Raw genomic sequence first — 17,011 nt, 5'->3', positions numbered from 1 at the left:
ATGCCGCCATGATCCCCCGCACCGCCTCTGCTTCCACCGACCTGAGCGCCAACCTTGCCATCGACACCAAGGGCATGTCCGAGCTGCGCCAGTCGGCGCGCGCCGGTTCGCCCGAGGCGCTGAAGACCGCGGCCACCCAGTTCGAAGCGATGTTCGTCAACATGATGATGAAGAGCATGCGCGACGCCACGCCGCAAGATGGTTTGATGGACAACCAGCAAACCAAGATGTTCACCACCATGCTCGACCAGCAGACCAGCCAGGACATTGCCAAGAAGGGCCTGGGCCTGGCCGACGTGCTGGTGCGCCAGCTGTCGAAAACCTTGCCGCCGCAGGATGGTGTGCCGACCGATCCGGCCATGACGCGCGCCCTGATGGAGCAGGCCAGATTGCAGCGCTCGATCGAAGCCAGCGGCGGCGCAGCGGCCATGTCCAAGACCGCCACCAGCACGGCAGCGGCCAGCGACAAGCCGGCCCATGTGCGCAGCTTCCAGGACAAGCTCGCCAGCCACGCAGAAGAAGCCAGCCGGGCCTCCGGCATCCCGGCCAAGTTCATGCTCGGCCAGGCTGCGCTGGAAACCGGCTGGGGCCGCCGCGAAATCAAGGGCCGCGACGGTAGCAACAGCCACAACCTGTTCGGCATCAAGGCTGGCCCGGACTGGAAGGGCCGCGTTGTCGAAACGGCCACAACGGAATATGTCAACGGCAAGCCCCAGACCCGCGTCGAGAAGTTCCGCGCCTACGACAGCTACGCCGACAGCTTCAAGGACTACGCCCGCCTGCTGAGCAGCAATCCGCGCTATGAAAAGGCGCTGGCGGCAGCCGGCAGCACCGATGCCGCCGGCTTCGCCCGCGGCCTGCAGCGGGCCGGCTACGCGACCGATCCCAACTATGCCAGCAAGCTGGCCGGCATTATCAAGCGCACTCTTGCCTGACGAACATCAAGTTTTGTCCGGATGTGCCGTAAACTGAATATCTAGCGAAGGTAATTATTAAAATGTCCTTACTCAGCATCGGTAAAAGTGGTTTGTTGGCTGCCCAGACGGGCCTGGCCACCACTGGGCACAACATTACCAACTCCAACGTGCTCGGCTATAACAGGCAGGTGGTGGTACAAAGCACGACGCAGCCGATCCAGACCGGCGAAGGCTTTCTCGGCACCGGCACCGAGGTGGCGCAGATCAAGCGCGTCTATGACGACTTCCTCAACCGCCAATTGCTGGGCGCCCAGACCAACCAGGCCCAGCTCGACACCTATTTCAACCAGGTCAGCCAGATCGACAACCTGTTGGCCGATACCACGGTCGGCCTGGGGCCGGCACTGCAGAGCTTCTTCAGCGGCGTGCAGAATGCCAACTCGAACCCGCAGTCGACTGCGGCGCGCCAGGCCATGCTGTCGGCGGCCGAATCGCTGGCGTCGCGCTTTAACGGCCTGTCCAGCCGCATGAAGGAATTGAACGAAGGCGTCAACAGCGGCGTCAGCGCCAGCGTCAACGAAATCAATTCCTTTGCGCGCCGCATCGCGGAGATGAACAATACGATTGCCGGCCTGTCGGTCGACCCGTCGGCCCTGCCAAACGACCTGATGGACCAGCGCGACGCCCTGATCGCCGAGATGAACAAGCAGATCCAGGTTACCGTGAGGCCGGCCGAGAACAATATGCTGAACGTCTCGTTCGGCACCGGCCAGCCGCTGGTGATCGGCAACCGCAGCCAGGAACTGGCAACGGCCCCTTCGACCTTCGACCCGGAACGCATTGTGGTCGGCTACCGCACCCAGGGCGGCACGTTCTCGCAACTGCCGGACAGCGTGCTGACCGGCGGCCAGTTGGGCGGCCTGATCGACTTCCGCAACAGTGGCCTGGACGTGGCAAACGCCAACCTTGGCAAGATCGCGGCCGGCCTGGCCGATGCCTTCAACGACCAGCACAAGCTGGGCATCGACCTGGATGGCAACCTGGGCGGCAACTTCTTCAAGGACATCCACGCCTACGTCGGCTACGACACGCGCAACTCGCCATCGAGCACGGTGAAAATCGATGCGGTGGTGGTAGACGCGGCCAAGCTGACCGCGTCGGACTACGACATCAACTACAACGGCACCGACTTCATCGTGACGCGCGCCAGCGATGGCGTGACCACGACCATTTCGCCGTATCCGCAGACTCAGCCGCAAGTGATCGATGGCGTCGCCTTTTCCATCACCGGTGCGGCAGGCGGCCCCGACCACTTCCTGGTACGCCCGACCTATAACGCGGCGCAGGATTTCGGCGTCGAACTGAAAGACCGCAACAAGATTGCGCTGGGAGCGCCGATCAGCACTTCGGTGCCGACCGCCAATACCGGCACCGGCAAGATCAGCGCCGGTGCGGTGAACTCGAACTACCTGTTGCCGGGCAACCAGCTGGCGGCGCCGGTCACGCTGACCTACAACAGCGCGACCAACCAGCTTAGCGGCTTCCCGACGGCTGTCGACGTCACGGTCAATGGCACCACCACGAACTATCCGGCCGGCACCCCGGTGCCATACACCGCTGGCGCCAAGATGACGTTCCAGGGCATCGAGATCGAGATTACCGGCAACCCTGCCAACAACGACAAGTTCACCATCTCGCCTGGCAGCGGGGTTGGTGACGCGCGCAATGGCGTGCTGCTGGCAGGCCTACAAACGAAGAACATCCTGGACGATGGCCACGCCACCTTCCAGGCCAGCTACGCGCAGATGGTCAACTTTGTCGGCAACAAGACGCGTGAAGTGCAGATCGCCGGTGCCGCGGCCGATACCACCGTCGAGCAGGCCCAGGCCGCGCGCGATTCGGTCTCCGGCGTGAACCTGGACGAAGAAGCATCCAACTTGCTGCGCTACCAGCAGGCCTACCAGGCATCCGGCAAGGTGATCCAGGTGGCAAGCGAACTGTTTGATACCCTGCTTTCGCTGGGCAGGTAAGATTTTTGAAGGAATAGCATCATGGTCATGCGTATTGCCACCCGGACGATTTACGAAAACGGCGTCAGCCAGCTGAACACGCTGCAGGCGCAACTGCAGAAGACGCAGCTGCAGTTATCGACCATGCGGCGCGTCGTGACACCGTCGGACGACCCGGTCGCGTCGGCGCGCGCACTGGAAGTGTCGCAGTCGAAATCAATCAACACCCAGTACGTCACCAACCGCACGAACGCCAATGCCTCGCTGTCGCTGGTGGACAATACGCTGGCGAACACCGACGACTTGCTGCAGGAAGTCAAGAGCAAGATCGTCGCCGCCGGCAACCCGGGCTTCACGCTCGCCGACCGCGAAGCGCTGGCGAAGGAACTGGAGGGGCGCCTGGAAGACTTGCTGGGCCAGGCCAACGCTACCGACGGCAGCGGCGCCTACCTGTTCTCCGGCTACAAGAGCGACATCCAGCCATTTACCCGTTCCGCCACTGGCGCCACTTACAACGGCGACCAGGGACAGCGCGAATTGCAAGTAGCGTCGTCGCGCAAGATTGCCACCAGCGAGACGGGCTCTGCCATCTTTGAAAGCAATATCACCGGCAACGGCACCTTCCAGACCAGCGTCGACCCGAACAACTATACCCGTGGCGGCACCGGCATCATTTCCCCGGGCGTGGTGAAGACCCCTTCGGCAGTGACTGGCCACAACTACACCCTGAATTTCACCGTGACCGGCACGCCGGCGGTGACCACCTATACCGTCAACGACGTCACTGCTGGCACCGCCGTCGCGTCGAACGTCCCCTATGTGTCCGGCCAGCCGATTGCTTTCGACGGCATCCAGATGGATATCACCGGAGCACCGGCCAACGGCGACGTGTTCAACGTTGACCCGAGCAAGAACCAGTCGGTGTTCGAAACCATGACAAGCCTGATCGCTGCATTGCGCGGCCCGAGCGGTACGCCGCAGGCAGGTACGGCATTGACGAACGCGCTGAACCTGGCCAACCAGAACATCACCAACTCGCTGGACAACGTGCTGTCGGTACGCGCATCGGTCGGTGCCCGCCTGAGCGAGCTGGATCACCTCGACAGCGCTGGCGACGACCTGAACCTGCAATATGCGAGCCAGTTGTCCGACCTGGTCGACCTGGACCCGGTGGAAGCGATTTCCCGCTTTACGCAGCAGCAAACCACGCTGGAAGCAGCGCAGAAATCCTACAAGGCGCTGACCGGTTTGTCGTTGTTTAACTTGATCTGAGGCTTGCCCGGCATTGGCGGCCGGGCTGTCCGGCTATCCCACTCGCGCGGCAATTGCCGCGCTTTTTCTATGCCCTCGTTAACCAGCACCTGGAGCGGCATGCTCATGTAGGGCAGGGTCATGGTCATCGTCAGGAAGCCCACGCCCAGCGTGATCGGGAAGCCGATGCCGAACAGGTTCAGTTGCGGCGCGGCGCGCGTCAGGATGCCAAGCGCGACGTTGGTGATCAGCAGCGCGGCGACCACCGGCAGCGACAATTGCAGGCCAGCCGTGAAAATCTTGGAGCCCCACAGCGCCAGGTCCCAGAAACCGTCGTTGTGGAAGGAAATGGCTGCCACCGGCAGCGTATAGAAGCTTTCCGCCAGCGCTTCGATCAGCACCAGGTGGCCATTCACGGCCAGCACCGCCAGCGTCATGATCCACACCAGGAACTGCGACACCGCCGAAGAGCGGCCTTGCGACATCGGGTCGAAGAAGCTGGCGAAACCGAGGCCCATGGTCAGGCTGGAAATCTCGCCCGCCATTTCCACTGCGGCAAACACCAGCCGCATCGCGAAGCCCATGCCGGCCCCGATCACGATTTCACGCGCCAGCACCGACAGTCCGGCCCAGCCGGCAGGATCGAGCGCCGGCATGGCCGGCACGGCTGGTGCGACCACCATGGCGATCAACACGCCCAGCGCGAGCTTGACGTTCTGCGGGATGCGGGCATTGCCGAAAATGGGGGAGGCCGCAATCAGCGACAGGATGCGAGCTGCCGGCCACAGCAGGGCGGCGATCCAGGTGTTCAGTTCAGCGGCGGTGACGACCAGCATCGGTCACGAGACCAGCGAGGGAATGCCAGTCAGCACTTGCCGCATATAGTCGACCATCACCGAAATCATCCACGGTCCCGCCACGACCAGGGTGACGAACACGCCGACCAGCTTTGGGATGAAGGACAGGGTCGCCTCGTTGATCTGGGTGGCGGCCTGGAAGATCGAGACCACCAGGCCGATCAGCAACGCCACCAGCAGCAGCGGCGCGGCCACCATCAGCGTGACTTCCATGGCCTGGCGGCCCATGGTCATGACTGTTTCAGGCGTCATTGCCAGCCTCCCTAGTAGAAGCTCTGGGACAGCGAGCCCAGCAGCAATTGCCAGCCATCGACCAGCACGAACAGCATCAGCTTGAACGGCAGCGAAATCACGGCGGGCGACATCATCATCATACCCATCGACATCAGCACCGACGCCACCACCATGTCGATGATGAGGAAGGGAATGAAGATGGCAAAGCCGATCTGGAAGGCGGTCTTCAGCTCGGACGTGATGAAGGCCGGCACCAGGATCTTGAGCGGCACGTCTTCCGGTCCCTGCAATTCCTGGCTGCGCGAAATCTTGACGAACAGGGCCAGGTCGGACTGGCGCGTCTGCTTCAGCATGAAAGTCTTCAGCGGCGCGGCCGAGCGCTCCATCGCTTGCTGCATGGTGATCTTGTTGTCCTGCAGCGGTACCCAGGCATCGGTGTAGATCTTGTCGAATACCGGGCTCATGACGAAGAAGGTCAGGAACAGCGACAGGCCGATGATGACCTGGTTGGGCGGCGCCGACTGCGTGCCAAGCGCCTGGCGCAGCAGCGAGAGCACGATCACGATGCGGGTAAAGCCGGTCATCATCAGCAGCGCTGCCGGGATGAAGGTCAGCGCCGTCATCAGGATCAGCGTTTGCAGCGTCAGGCCGTAGTTGGTGCCGCCGCCCGCGGCGGGCGTGCTGGTAAAGGCCGGGATGGTTGGCTCGGCTGCCGCCAGCAATGGCAGCAAGAGCGCCGCGCCGGCGGTCGCGCAGCCGGCCATGCGCCATGCGCGCTTATTTGCCATTGCGCTTTTCAATGGTCTGTTTGAACCATTCGGCGAAATTCGCACCCGGCACTGGCTGGGCGCCGGCCAGTTCGGTTTCGTCGCTTTCCTGGCGCGGCATGGTGGCCAGGGCATTCATGCGGCCAGGCGAGGCGCCGACCACGATCCATTGCTCGCCGACTTCCACCACCAGGATGCGTTCGCGGGCGCCGACGCTCAGTGCGCCGACCAGCTTGACCTTGGTGCCGCCGGTGATGTGTTTCGGACCGAAGCGCTTCAGCAGCCAGGCCAGGCCGACCAGCAGGGCAATGACAAAGCCCAGCGACAGGATGGTCTGGAGCAGCGAACCGGCAGCAGACGGTGCTTGAGCCGCCAGCACATTGGTCGGCGCCTGGGCGTTGGCGGCGCGGGCGCCGGCCATGGCGGCACGTTCCTCGGGACCGATGACGGGCGCAGGCGCAGCGGCCGGCTGGCCTGGGTTGGCGGGATCTTCCACCGGCGCCGCAATGCTGCCGGCTTTGCTGGTGGCAATCGTATCGGGGGCGGAGGCTTGCTGCGCCAGCGCAGGCGCGCCGGCGAGGCAGAGGGCGGCCGCCATGGTCAGCGGCCGCAGCAGGTGAAGGGCAGGAATGCGCTGCTTCATTTATTCAATTTTCGGATGCGTTCGGAAGGCGTGATGATATCGGTCAGGCGGATACCGAACTTGTCGTTCACCACCACCACCTCGCCTTGCGCGATCAGGCAGCCGTTGACCAGCACGTCCATCGGTTCGCCGGCCAGGCCATCCAGTTCCACCACCGAGCCCTGCGCCAGTTGCAACAGGTTCTTGATGGCGATCTTGGTGCGGCCCAACTCCACGGTCAGCTGGACCGGGATATCGAGGATGAAGTCGATATCGTTATGGGTTTCGGTCTTGTTCGGCTGCTTGGAAAAGTCCTTGAACACGGCAGCAGTGGCAGCCTGGTTCTGCATAGCGGCAGCCTCGGCAGCGGCCTGCTCGGCAATCGCGGCGCCCCAATCGTCATCCATGCTTGTATCGTCGTCTTGATTATCCGCCATGTTTCTCTCCTAGCTTTCCTAGCTTTATTTCATATTATCCGCGTTTGCCAGCAGTTTCTCCACTTTCAATGCGTATTGCCCGTTCAACACCCCGTAGGTGCAGTCGAGCACTGGCACGCCATCCACGGTCGCTTCGATGGTTTCCGGGATGGATAGCGGGATCACGTCGCCGACCTTCATGTTCAGGATTTCGTCGAAGCTGACCTTGGCGGTGCCGAGCTTGGCCACCAGTTCCACTTCGGCAATCTGGATCTGCTGCGTCATCAGGCGGATCCAGCGCTTGTCCACTTCCAGCGCCTCGCCCTGCAGCGAGGAGGTCAGCGCGTCGCGGATCGGCTCGATCATCGAATACGGCATGCAGAAGTGGATCTGGCCCGACACCGAACCGAGTTCTATGGTGAAGGTCGACGCCACCACCACCTCGTTCGGCGTGGCGATGTTGGCAAACTGCGTATTCATTTCGGAACGGATGTACTCGAACTCGACCGGGTACACCGGTTCCCACGACTTGGTATAGGCCTCGAATACGATATCGAGGATGCGCAGGATGATGCGCTGCTCGGTCTGGGTAAAGTCGCGGCCTTCCACGCGGGTGTGGAAACGGCCGTCGCCGCCGAACAGGTTGTCGACCAGCAGGAACACCAGGCCCGGGTCGAACACCATCAGGGCGGTGCCGCGCAGCGGCTTCATGTGCACCAGGTTGAGGTTGGTCGGCACCACCAGGTTGCGGATGAACTCGGAATACTTGGACACGCGCACCGAGCCGACCGACACTTCCGCGCTGCGGCGCAGGAAGTTGAACAGGCCCACGCGCAGCAGGCGCGCGAAACGCTCGTTGATAATTTCCAGGGTCGGCATACGGCCCCGGACGATGCGTTCCTGCGTCGCCAGGTTGTAGGTCCGGACACCCGAGGTCTCCTCCGGCGCAGCGACGTCGTCCTGGTCGCCGTTGACGCCCTTCAGGAGGGCATCGACTTCTTCCTGGGAGAGAAAATTATCAGCCATGCTTCACCCGGGCCTTACTGGATGATGAATGCGGTAAACAAAACTTCGGATACTTCCTGCGCCTCGCCGCCGTTTTCAAACGGCAAGTTGACAGCTTCCATGATGTCCTTGCTCAATTGCTGCTTGCCTTCCGGAGTGTTGATCTCGGATGCGTGCTTGCTCGACAGCAGCAGCAGGATGCGGCTGCGCACCTTCGGCATATTGGTCTTGATGACCTCCGACTCTTCCAGGCTGCTGGCCTGCAGCGTGATCGCCAGTTGCAGGTACTGGTCGCCATTTTCCGGCTGCAGGTTGACCGTGAACTGGTCAACAGGGATATACACCGGCGGACCGGCTTTCTTGGCCGGTTTCTTGGCTTTCTTGTTGGGCTTGGCTTCTTCGGAATGTTCGTCGCCGCTATCGCTATGCAGCATGAACCAGGCCCCGGCGCCGCCGGCCAGTGCGAGCACCAGCACGGCTGCCAGGATGATGATCAGCTTCTTCTTTCCGCCGCCTGCCGGCGGTGCTGCTTCTGCCTTAGCATCAGCCTTCATTTTTGGATTCGCTTTCAATTCTGCTGCCTTGGATGCAAGAGTTGGATCATGACGCCATTATGTCATTATCGCGAAAGCTTTCGGGGAGCGATGCGCCGAAAAGAGGCAGGAAGCAGGGCTATCTCTGCCTTAGGCGAACGTATCGACAGCGCTGAGCACGCTGCGGCGTACTTGAGGGGCGGCTTGCGGGGCCTGCTCCGTATTGTCATTCTGTCCATTGACGACGCCGCGGCCACGGCCGGCGGCTGCCATGTCGGCGAACGCTTGCTGCTGGTCCTGGCTGCCGGAGGAAACGCTGGTGTCGCCCAGCGTGATGCCGGCTTCACCCATGGTTTCGCGCAGCTTCGGCAGCGCTTGCTCAAGCGCTTCGCGCACTTCCGGCTGGGCAGCGGTGAAGGCCACGCTGGCCTGGTCATTGGAGACGCTCAGCACCACTTGCAGCGGGCCGAGGTCGGGCGGGTTCAGGGTCAGGGTCGCGCTCTGCTCGCCGCCATTGACCATCCAAACAACTTTCTGGCCCAGCTGGTGATCCCAGCCCTGGCTGCCGACGCGGGCGTGCAAGGAGTTGCCGGCCAATGCCTGGGCGGCTTGTGCATTCGCTGCGCCGGCCGGGGCCATGGCTGTCGCTGCGGCCTGCAGAGCGCTCGCTTGCGGCTGGATGGCGTGTTTGGCGTCCAGTGCGGCAGCGTCGGCAGCCTTGCCGGCGTCGGCGCTGGCTTGCTGCAGGGCGGCCTGGAAATCCGGGCGCGCTTGTGCGGCGGCTTTGTCGCTGCCGGCGGTGGCCGCGGCAGATGCGCTGGCGTCGCCGGTTTCGGCGGCAGCGCCACGGCGTGCTTGTGCCAGGGTGTCCGCCAGTGCGGGGTCTTGCGCTTTGCCGGCGCCATCGGCAACAGCTTTCGCTGCCAACAGTGCTTCCTGGTCGATGGGCATGCCTTCCACCGGAAGGCGTTCGGCAATGCCGACGTTGCCGCCTTTGCCGGAAAGGACGGCGTCGCCTGCCAGTTCCGCATCGGCAGCGCGATTGTCTTTGCCGGCCGCAGCGGCAGCGGCAGCAGCGGCAGCAGCGCTTGCTGCGGCGGCCGCATCGGCGGCGCCCGGCTGGGTCAGGCCCTGGAGCATGGCCAGCATGTCGGCCGCGGCTTCACCGGCGGCTTGCTGGCTGTCGGTTTGTTCGGTTGCGGCCTCGGCGCCGGTGGGGGCTTGGGCGGAAGTGCTGGAGCCGCTGGATGCGCCGGCGTTTGCGGCATCGGCCGATGCCGGCTGTGTGTCGGCGGGCACCGCCCCATTGCTTGCCTGGTTGCCCTGCTGGGCCTTGGCAGGCGCCTGCGCAGCTGGCTTGCTCGGTGGCGCGCCGGATGCCGGCTTTGCTGGCTGGCTGGCCTGGGCATGCGGCTGCGCGGCCGGTTTTGGCGCATCGGCCCGGCGCGCGGCGGCATTGGCCTGCTGCGGTTGCAGCGATGGCGGCAAGGCCTTGGCCTGGCGTTCGATCTGCTTGCTCAGGGCCTGTGCGAACTGCTTGTCTTCCTGCGCGGCATTGGACGAGCGGCCAGCAGCCGTGTTGCCGGAAAGGAGAGGGGAGTTCTGTACAGTCTGGGTTTGCATGGTCGAATCAGTCTAGCGTTTGAAAAATGCCTGGCGGGAGGCGTGTTCATCCATGGCCTTCTGGTCGCGCTTGGCTTCCTTCTTGAGCTCCTGGGCTTCGGCCCGGTCGCGCAGGGTGGAATAGGACATGCGCTTGCGTTCAGCGTCCTGCCACAACTGCTTCTCCTTGTCGCCGCGTGCCTTGCTGTGGCGCACCACTTCCTGCTGGCCCTGGATCGCAGTATCCAATTTCTCCATGAAAGCCTGGAAATTGCGATATGCCATCGGCGTGATGCCTTGCTGCTGCGAAGCGTCGAAACGGCGGCCATACTCGTCGCGGTAACCAACCAGCATGTTCAGCTTCTCTTCCGCGTCCGCCACGGCTTTCAAGGCCGCGCCAAGGCGCTTGGCAGCGTCGTCGGTTTCCCGCTGCGCCAGGTCGATCAGGGTTTCAAGTTGCTGGGTAGAGGCCATGATGCTCAATTATATGCAAGGCCAAACGCACCAATCAGTCGAATAGCGAGGTTAACTGCCCCAAGCTCTCGGGCATGTTCACCTGCTCCGTAATTTGCTGTTGCAGGAATTGTTCAATCTTATCGTGCAGGTTGATGGCCTGGTCAAGCACCGGATCGGTGCCCGGCGTGTATGCCCCGACAGCGATCAGGTCGCGGCTGCGTTCGTAGCGCGAAAACAACTGTTTCAAACGGCGCGCCTGGTTCTGGTGGGTGTGCGAAGTGATCGAGTGCATGGCACGGCTGATGGACTGTTCGATATCAATTGCCGGATAGTGGCCGGCTTCGGCCAGGCGACGGTTGAGCACGATGTGGCCGTCCAGGATCGCGCGCGCCGAGTCGGCGATCGGATCCTGCTGGTCGTCGCCCTCGGTCAATACGGTGTAGAAGGCCGTGATCGAGCCGCCGCCCAGTTCGCCATTGCCGGCGCGCTCGACCAGCACTGGCAATTTTGCAAACACCGATGGCGGGTAACCTTTGGTGGCTGGCGGCTCGCCGATGGCGAGGGCGATTTCGCGCTGCGCCATCGCGTAGCGGGTCAGCGAATCCATGATCAGCAGCACGTTCTGGCCCTTGTCGCGGAAGTGTTCGGCGATCGCGGTGGCGTAGGCCGCACCCTGCATGCGCATCAGCGGCGGCGTGTCGGCCGGTGCTGCCACGACCACGGAACGGCGCAAACCTTCCTCGCCCAGGATCTGTTCGATGAATTCCTTGACCTCACGGCCCCGCTCGCCGATCAGGCCGACCACGATGATATCGGCCTCGGTGTAGCGCGCCATCATGCCGAGCAGGACGGACTTGCCGACGCCGGAGCCGGCGAACAGCCCCATGCGCTGGCCGCGTCCCACCGTCAGCATGGCATTGATGCAGCGCACGCCGACGTCCAGCGTTTCCACGATCGGTGCGCGGCCCAGCGGGTTGGCGGGACGCACATTGATCGGCGCCGAATCGTTGGTCTGGATCGGGCCCAGGCCATCAAGAGGGCGGCCGGCGCCATCGACCACGCGGCCAAGCAGCTCGGGGCCAACGGGCAAATGGCGCGCGCGGTCGCTGGGGCGGCGGCGCGGGTGGTTGACGCTGCCGGGCTTCGGCACGCTCTGTTCTACCGGAAACACGCGGGTGCCGGGGATGATGCCTTCGACGTCGCTTTGCGGCATCAGGAACAGCTTGTCACCCTCGAAGCCGACCACTTCGGCTTCGACCTTGCCGCCGGAGGGCAGGGGCACGGTACAGGCCGCACCGACTGCCAGGCGCAGGCCGACCGCTTCCATCACCAGGCCCGCCACGCGGGTGACGCGGCCCGACACTTGCATCGGTTCGACGAAATCGACCAGCGTTGCGCAATCGTTCAGGTAAGAACGCCAGCGGCCCGCGTGCACTTGTGGGTCGGGGGCGCCCATCTCAGTCGATCCAGTCTATGTCTTTGCCGAGCGCCAGGCTCAGGCGCTGCCAGCGCGACGCCACGGTGGCATCGATCTGGTTGGAGGCCGTATCGACCTTGCACCCGCCACGCTCGACGGTCGGGTCGTCGATCACGCGCCAGCCGCCTTTGTCGAGTTCTTCGGCAATGCTCTCGCGCACCACGGCGGCGTCTTCCGGGTTCAGGATCAGCAGTGCCGGCTGCTGCAGCACCGGCAGGTATTCGATGGCCTCCCGCACGATCGGCAGGATCAGTTCCGGCTTCACGCGCAGGGCAGTCTTGATCATGCCCTTGGCCAGGTGCAGCGCCAGCTCCAGCACTTCGTTGCTGATGGCCTGGTCGGCTTCGCGCAGCGCGGTGCTGAAGTTGTCGGCGATCTCGCGCACCGGTGCAATGGCTTGCTCGGTGGCTGCGCGCGCTTCGTCGAGCGCCTGCGCCACGCCATCGTCATGGCCGGCCTTGAAGCCGGCATCATAGCCTTGCTGGCGTGCTTCCTCGCGGATCGCGGCCAGTTCTTCTTCGCTTGGATATTCAGGGGCAGGGGGGGGGGCCGCCGCGTATTCGGCTTGCTCGACTTCCGCCAGCGCTGCCGCTTCGGCGGCCAGGGCGGCGCGCACTTCCGCCTCATCGCGTTCGCGCTGGGCCACCACGCTCGGGCGCGCGTCGCCGAAGGATTGCAACTCCCAGCGCTGGTAGGCAGTCTGTTTTTCTTTTGGGATGCTGGTCATCAGACGAAGGAATCCTCACCCTTGCCGCCCAGCACGATCTGGCCTTCATCCGCCAGGCGACGCACAATCTGCAGGATCTGCTTCTGCTGCGTCTCCACTTCGGACAGGCGTACCGGGCCTTTGTTTTCCAGGTCTTCGCGCATCATTTCCGACGCACGCGCCGACATGTTCCTGAAGATCTTGTCGCGCAGGTCCTGCGACGCGCCTTTCAGCGCAATGATCAGCATTTCGGACTGCACTTCGCGCAGCAGCAACTGGATGCCGCGGTCGTCGACATCGATCAGGTTGTCGAACACGAACATCTCGTCCATGATCTTCTGCGCCATGTCGTTGTCGTAGTTCTTGATATTGTCCATCACGTTCTGTTCCTGCTCGCCGGACATGAAGTTCAGGATCTCGGCCGCGGCGCGCACGCCGCCCAGGGTCGATTTCTTGATGTTTTCATTGCCGGACAGGAGCTTGGTCAGCACGTCGTTCAGCTCGCGCAAGGCCGCCGGCTGCACGCCGTCCAGCGTGGCGATACGCAGCACTGCATCGTTGCGCAGGCGGTCGGTGAAGTGGCCCAGGATTTCGCAGGCCTGGTCGCGCTCCAGGTGGACCAGGATGGTGGCGATGATCTGCGGATGTTCGTTGCGGATCAATTCGGCGACCGATTGCGAATCCATCCACTTCAGCGATTCGATGCCGGAAGCATCCTTGCCGCCCAAAATGCGCGACAGCAGGACCGACGCCTTGTCGTCGCCCAGCGCCTTGGTCAGCACCTGGCGGATGTATTCGTCGGAATCGAGGCCCACGGTGGAAGCGGCCGCGTACTGGTCGCGGAAATCGTCCAGCACATCGACCACCATTTCATGCGGGATGTTCTTCATGGTGGCCATCGAGGCGCCCAGCTTCAGCACTTCGCGCGGGCCGAGGAATTTCATCACCTCGGCCGCTTCGGCTTCGCCCATGGCCAGCATCAGGATGGCGGCCTTTTGCAGTCCGGTATTCTCAGTCATTGTTGCCTATCCATTCCTTGATGACGTTGGCGACGATGCGCGGGTCTTCCGCGGCCAGTTTCTTCGCCAGCGCCAGGTTGTCGCGGTAGGTGCGGGCAGTGTTTTCTTCCATCTTGGCGATCTCCTCCGCCAGCAATTCTTCCGGTGTCGGGCCCAGCGGCTCGACAATCGGTTCCGGTTCCGGTTCCGGCTCCGGCTCGTTGATCGCATCGATCTTCTTGAACACCGGACGCATCATTGGACGCACGATACGCAGCAGGATATACAGCAGGATCAGGGCCGTGATCAGGAATTTCGCCAGTTCCTTGGCCAGCGGCAGGTTGGCCGGGTCGCGCCACCATTCCAGCGGTGCCTCCGGTTCCCTGTCGACGCCGTCGAAGGGCGCGTTGGCCACGCTGACGGAATCGCCGCGGTCCTGGTTGTAGCCCATGGCTTCCTTGACCAGGCTGTTGATCTTGGCCATTTCGTCAGCACTCAGCGGCTTGACGACGACCTTGCCGTTTTTATCGATGCTCCGACGATAGTTTACTACGACGCCGACGGTCATGCGCTTCAGTCCGGCCATTGCCTTCTGTTCATAGCGCACAGTCTTATCGACTTCATAATTGGTTGTCGATTCCTTATGGCTTGGCCCGGTCGCGGTAGTCGCGGCGCCTGTGCCTGGCTGGCCCGGCGCCCCGGCAGCGCCTGGCGGCGTGGTCGTCAGCGGGGCCGTGGCGACGCCCGGCGGCTGGTTCGACAGGGCGCCAGGGATGCCGCCGGGGTTAGCGTTGGCATTGCCGCTGGTCTCGCTGCTTTGCTGGCTGCGGATGGCGGAAGCGGCGGGCGGCGAGTTCGGCTTGTAGGTCTCGGCGGCTTGCTCGATGGCGGAGAAGTCGACGTCGGCCACAGCCTCGGCGCGCACATTGCCTTCACCCACGATCGGGGTGATGATCGACTCGACCTGCTTGATGACTTGCTTCTGCATCTCTTGCACGTACTTGAGCTGGGATGCGTCGAGGTTCTTGGCGTTGTTGGCAGCGTTGCCGTTCTTGTTGATGTCGGACACCAGGTTGCCGGCCTGGTCGACCACGGTCACATTGGCCGGCGACAGTTCCGGCACGGAAGAAGCGACCAAGTGCACGATAGCGCTGACCTGGGCCGGATCGATCATGCGATTGGCATGCAGTTGCAGGATCACGGAAGCGGTGGGCTTCTGCTGGTCGCGGACGAAGACCGACGGCTTCGGCAGGGCCAGGTGCACGCGCGCCGACTCCACCGCGCCGATGGACTGGATCGAACGCGCCAGCTCGCCTTCCAGGGCACGTTGATAATTGACCTGTTCCAGAAACTGGGACACGCCCAGCTTCTGGTTTTCCATGACTTCAAAGCCGACATTGCCGCCTTTCGGCAAGCCCTGCTGAGCCAGGCGCAGGCGCACATTGTGCACTTGCTCGGCCGGCACGAGGATAGCCTGGCCGCCCTCGGCCAGCTTGTACTTGACCTGCATCTGGTCCAGCGCCGCGGTGATGGCACCGCCGTCCTTGTCGGTGTAATTGGCGAACAGGACCTTGTAATCCGGCTCCTTATTCCACAGCCACAGGATCAGGATGAGCGCCAGGATGCCCGCCACGGCAGCGCCGCGAATCACCATCTTGCCCATAGGGGTCTGGAAGAAGGCGAAGCGGCCCTTGGGCGCCTGCTGGGCTTCGGGATCGTCGAGATCGATTTGTTCGGCGGCTGCAGCCATGGGTAATCACTGTGGGTTAATGGGCCTGTTGCACATTATCAGGCGATGTTGCGCCCTTTAAATGCGCGAACAGGGGGCCGTTTGCCTTGCTGCTCAAGGCTATCGCCTTGCTTTCACACGGGTATTCTGGAAGCCTGAAAACAGGAATATTGTATCTTGGAGTCAACTAATGAGAACAGGCGGAATTGATTCTAGCCAAATCCAGGCCATGATCGCCCAGCTGCATGCGGCGGCCACACGGCCGTCAGCCACGCCCCCGGCGATCCAGACCGAGAAAGTGGCCGAGAAGCCCGACTTCACCAACGCCCTGAAAGGCGCGCTGGACGCGGTGCAGGCCAGCCAGGACAAGGCAGAAGGACTGACCAAGCGTTTCCAGATGGGGGACGACTCGGTCAACCTGTCGGACGTGATGATCTCGATGCAGAAAGCCAGCATCAACTTCCAGGCCACTGTCCAGGTGCGCAACAAGCTGGTGCAGGCCTACCACGACATCATGAACATGCAGGTATAAGGTCGGGGTCAGGTCTGTCATTCGGACACCCAAGCCATATCTTTGATCTACCTCAATACGCAAAACGGCGCGAATTTGCGTATTGAGGTAGATCAAAGAATATGCGGGAGTGTCCAAATGACAGACCTGACCCCGACTTTTATTCGAGGCCGGCGATGCGGGCGTTGCGTTCCCGCTCGAGCTTGGTGATGTAGCGTTGCACGGCGGTCAGCGAGGAGCGCGGCATGTCGACGAACTGGCAGCCGAGGCGGCGGTTGGTTTTGTTGTTTAAAAGCGTCAGTTCCAGCGAGTTGCGGATCTGCAGGCCGGTAGTGATCGTGGCCACTTCAGGCAGTTCAATGCGGCAGTCGTTGTAGACCTTGCCGATCGTGTCGCCCAATTCCAGGCTGTTGTCGAGGATCGCAATGCCGCCACAGCTGATGTCGGACAGCGGGAACGGCTTGCTGCCGCCGCCCAGCTCAGCCGGCTGCGGGATCAGTACGCGCACGGGGTTGGTGACCGGCGTGGCGATGCGGTAGAACTCGCGGCGCTGCAGGCGCACCAGGCTGGCCGGCAACGGCATCTTGAAGGCCGGGCTGCCTTCGAACGTGGTCGATTCGATGTGCTCGCCGCTGAACATGATGCGGATCTTGTCCAGCGTGGTTTCGAAGGAAAGCCTTTTGGCGCCAAGGATGCGGCGGTTCTGGTCGGGGCTGATGGAGCAGTCGAGGATGACATTGCCGCCCTCGGCATCGACTTCCAGGATCGACGTGACGCACACATCGGACTCGCCTTTGACGAGCATGCGGATCAATTGGTTTTTCTCGCCGATACTGCGCAGCAGCGCCGTGATCTCACGGCGCGATGCGACCTCGAAATCATGCCAGTTTTCCATGTCCGATTCCGAAATATAGCTGTGCA

General features: G+C 62.8%; 18 protein-coding genes. 4 read left to right on the top strand and 14 right to left on the bottom strand.

Going from position 1 to position 17,011, the window contains the following annotated elements:
• Positions 1–8: 8 nt before the first annotated feature.
• The 3 genes from flgJ to flgL all read left to right on the top strand — a co-directional run bounded on the left by flgJ (position 9) and on the right by flgL (position 4,198).
• Positions 9–935, top strand: a complete 927-nt coding sequence (flgJ, locus tag ACN9MZ_RS23365) for a flagellar assembly peptidoglycan hydrolase FlgJ (RefSeq protein WP_426339249.1) — start codon at positions 9–11, stop codon at positions 933–935.
• A gap of 62 nt (positions 936–997) precedes the next feature.
• Entirely contained in the window at positions 998–2,947 is a 1,950-nt protein-coding gene (flgK, locus tag ACN9MZ_RS23360) for a flagellar hook-associated protein FlgK (RefSeq protein ID WP_426339248.1), read from the top strand.
• Positions 2,948–2,968: 21 nt separating this feature from the next.
• On the top strand, positions 2,969–4,198 hold the full coding sequence (gene flgL, locus ACN9MZ_RS23355) for a flagellar hook-associated protein FlgL (RefSeq protein WP_426339247.1): 1,230 nt from the start codon (positions 2,969–2,971) through the stop codon (positions 4,196–4,198).
• Here flgL and fliR read toward each other — a convergent pair.
• From fliR to fliF, 13 genes are all read right to left on the bottom strand, one after another.
• The gene (gene fliR, locus ACN9MZ_RS23350) at positions 4,156–5,013 is read right to left on the bottom strand and encodes a flagellar biosynthetic protein FliR (protein WP_426339246.1); all 858 of its coding nucleotides are present in this window, start codon (positions 5,011–5,013) and stop codon (positions 4,156–4,158) included. The genes flgL and fliR overlap by 43 nt on opposite strands.
• A gap of 3 nt (positions 5,014–5,016) precedes the next feature.
• Positions 5,017–5,286: a flagellar biosynthesis protein FliQ gene (fliQ, locus tag ACN9MZ_RS23345; protein WP_055930712.1), complete on the bottom strand. Its 270-nt coding sequence runs from the start codon at positions 5,284–5,286 to the stop codon at positions 5,017–5,019.
• Between the two features lie 11 nt (positions 5,287–5,297).
• Positions 5,298–6,056, bottom strand: a complete 759-nt coding sequence (fliP, locus tag ACN9MZ_RS23340) for a flagellar type III secretion system pore protein FliP (RefSeq protein ID WP_426339245.1) — start codon at positions 6,054–6,056, stop codon at positions 5,298–5,300.
• Complete coding sequence (gene fliO / locus ACN9MZ_RS23335) at positions 6,046–6,678, bottom strand: flagellar biosynthetic protein FliO (protein WP_426339244.1); 633 nt, start codon at positions 6,676–6,678, stop codon at positions 6,046–6,048. The genes fliP and fliO overlap by 11 nt, the downstream gene beginning before the upstream one ends.
• Complete coding sequence (gene fliN, locus ACN9MZ_RS23330) at positions 6,675–7,094, bottom strand: flagellar motor switch protein FliN (protein ID WP_055930721.1); 420 nt, start codon at positions 7,092–7,094, stop codon at positions 6,675–6,677. Before fliN ends, fliO begins: the two co-directional genes overlap by 4 nt.
• 24 nt (positions 7,095–7,118) lie before the next feature.
• The gene (fliM, locus tag ACN9MZ_RS23325) at positions 7,119–8,099 is read right to left on the bottom strand and encodes a flagellar motor switch protein FliM (protein ID WP_057260407.1); all 981 of its coding nucleotides are present in this window, start codon (positions 8,097–8,099) and stop codon (positions 7,119–7,121) included.
• A 14-nt stretch (positions 8,100–8,113) separates the two neighbouring features.
• Positions 8,114–8,632, bottom strand: a complete 519-nt coding sequence (gene fliL, locus ACN9MZ_RS23320; RefSeq protein ID WP_426339243.1) for a flagellar basal body-associated protein FliL — start codon at positions 8,630–8,632, stop codon at positions 8,114–8,116.
• 129 nt (positions 8,633–8,761) lie between these two features.
• A complete protein-coding gene (locus ACN9MZ_RS23315; protein WP_426339242.1) occupies positions 8,762–10,234 on the bottom strand; it encodes a flagellar hook-length control protein FliK in 1,473 nt (490 codons plus the stop codon).
• A gap of 12 nt (positions 10,235–10,246) precedes the next feature.
• Positions 10,247–10,687 carry a flagellar export protein FliJ gene (gene fliJ / locus ACN9MZ_RS23310; protein ID WP_426163753.1) on the bottom strand — a complete coding sequence of 147 codons (441 nt, stop codon included), beginning with the start codon at positions 10,685–10,687 and terminating at the stop codon, positions 10,247–10,249.
• Between the two features lie 34 nt (positions 10,688–10,721).
• A complete protein-coding gene (fliI, locus tag ACN9MZ_RS23305) occupies positions 10,722–12,125 on the bottom strand; it encodes a flagellar protein export ATPase FliI (protein ID WP_426339241.1) in 1,404 nt (467 codons plus the stop codon).
• 1 nt (position 12,126) lies between these two features.
• Complete coding sequence (locus ACN9MZ_RS23300) at positions 12,127–12,873, bottom strand: flagellar assembly protein FliH (RefSeq protein ID WP_426339240.1); 747 nt, start codon at positions 12,871–12,873, stop codon at positions 12,127–12,129.
• On the bottom strand, positions 12,873–13,871 hold the full coding sequence (gene fliG / locus ACN9MZ_RS23295) for a flagellar motor switch protein FliG (protein ID WP_426339239.1): 999 nt from the start codon (positions 13,869–13,871) through the stop codon (positions 12,873–12,875). Before fliG ends, ACN9MZ_RS23300 begins: the two co-directional genes overlap by 1 nt.
• Positions 13,864–15,600, bottom strand: coding sequence for a flagellar basal-body MS-ring/collar protein FliF (gene fliF, locus ACN9MZ_RS23290; protein WP_426339238.1), 1,737 nt, complete (start codon positions 15,598–15,600; stop codon positions 13,864–13,866). The genes fliG and fliF overlap by 8 nt, the downstream gene beginning before the upstream one ends.
• 169 nt (positions 15,601–15,769) lie before the next feature.
• On the opposite strand from fliF, the gene fliE reads away from it, so the two are divergent.
• Complete coding sequence (fliE, locus tag ACN9MZ_RS23285; RefSeq protein ID WP_426339237.1) at positions 15,770–16,111, top strand: flagellar hook-basal body complex protein FliE; 342 nt, start codon at positions 15,770–15,772, stop codon at positions 16,109–16,111.
• A gap of 139 nt (positions 16,112–16,250) precedes the next feature.
• Here fliE and ACN9MZ_RS23280 read toward each other — a convergent pair whose 3' ends face one another.
• A complete protein-coding gene (locus tag ACN9MZ_RS23280; protein WP_426339236.1) occupies positions 16,251–16,985 on the bottom strand; it encodes a flagellar brake protein in 735 nt (244 codons plus the stop codon).
• Between the last annotated feature and the right edge of the window lie 26 nt (positions 16,986–17,011).

This window comes from Pseudoduganella sp. S-14 (assembly GCF_049913285.1).
Classification (GTDB): Bacteria; Pseudomonadota; Gammaproteobacteria; order Burkholderiales; family Burkholderiaceae_D; genus Rugamonas.
The sequence above is the reverse complement of the archived record's forward strand: the minus strand, read 5'-3'. Positions and strand labels throughout refer to the sequence as shown.

Coding starts and splice junctions, on each gene's coding strand:
- flgJ (WP_426339249.1), top strand. CDS start 9: ATGATCCCCCGCACCGCCTCTGCTTCCACCGACCTGAGCGCCAACCTT.
- flgK (WP_426339248.1), top strand. CDS start 998: ATGTCCTTACTCAGCATCGGTAAAAGTGGTTTGTTGGCTGCCCAGACG.
- flgL (WP_426339247.1), top strand. CDS start 2,969: ATGGTCATGCGTATTGCCACCCGGACGATTTACGAAAACGGCGTCAGC.
- fliR (WP_426339246.1), bottom strand. CDS start 5,013: ATGCTGGTCGTCACCGCCGCTGAACTGAACACCTGGATCGCCGCCCTG.
- fliQ (WP_055930712.1), bottom strand. CDS start 5,286: ATGACGCCTGAAACAGTCATGACCATGGGCCGCCAGGCCATGGAAGTC.
- fliP (WP_426339245.1), bottom strand. CDS start 6,056: ATGGCAAATAAGCGCGCATGGCGCATGGCCGGCTGCGCGACCGCCGGC.
- fliO (WP_426339244.1), bottom strand. CDS start 6,678: ATGAAGCAGCGCATTCCTGCCCTTCACCTGCTGCGGCCGCTGACCATG.
- fliN (WP_055930721.1), bottom strand. CDS start 7,094: ATGGCGGATAATCAAGACGACGATACAAGCATGGATGACGATTGGGGC.
- fliM (WP_057260407.1), bottom strand. CDS start 8,099: ATGGCTGATAATTTTCTCTCCCAGGAAGAAGTCGATGCCCTCCTGAAG.
- fliL (WP_426339243.1), bottom strand. CDS start 8,632: ATGAAGGCTGATGCTAAGGCAGAAGCAGCACCGCCGGCAGGCGGCGGA.
- ACN9MZ_RS23315 (WP_426339242.1), bottom strand. CDS start 10,234: ATGCAAACCCAGACTGTACAGAACTCCCCTCTCCTTTCCGGCAACACG.
- fliJ (WP_426163753.1), bottom strand. CDS start 10,687: ATGGCCTCTACCCAGCAACTTGAAACCCTGATCGACCTGGCGCAGCGG.
- fliI (WP_426339241.1), bottom strand. CDS start 12,125: ATGGGCGCCCCCGACCCACAAGTGCACGCGGGCCGCTGGCGTTCTTAC.
- ACN9MZ_RS23300 (WP_426339240.1), bottom strand. CDS start 12,873: ATGACCAGCATCCCAAAAGAAAAACAGACTGCCTACCAGCGCTGGGAG.
- fliG (WP_426339239.1), bottom strand. CDS start 13,871: ATGACTGAGAATACCGGACTGCAAAAGGCCGCCATCCTGATGCTGGCC.
- fliF (WP_426339238.1), bottom strand. CDS start 15,600: ATGGCTGCAGCCGCCGAACAAATCGATCTCGACGATCCCGAAGCCCAG.
- fliE (WP_426339237.1), top strand. CDS start 15,770: ATGAGAACAGGCGGAATTGATTCTAGCCAAATCCAGGCCATGATCGCC.
- ACN9MZ_RS23280 (WP_426339236.1), bottom strand. CDS start 16,985: ATGGAAAACTGGCATGATTTCGAGGTCGCATCGCGCCGTGAGATCACG.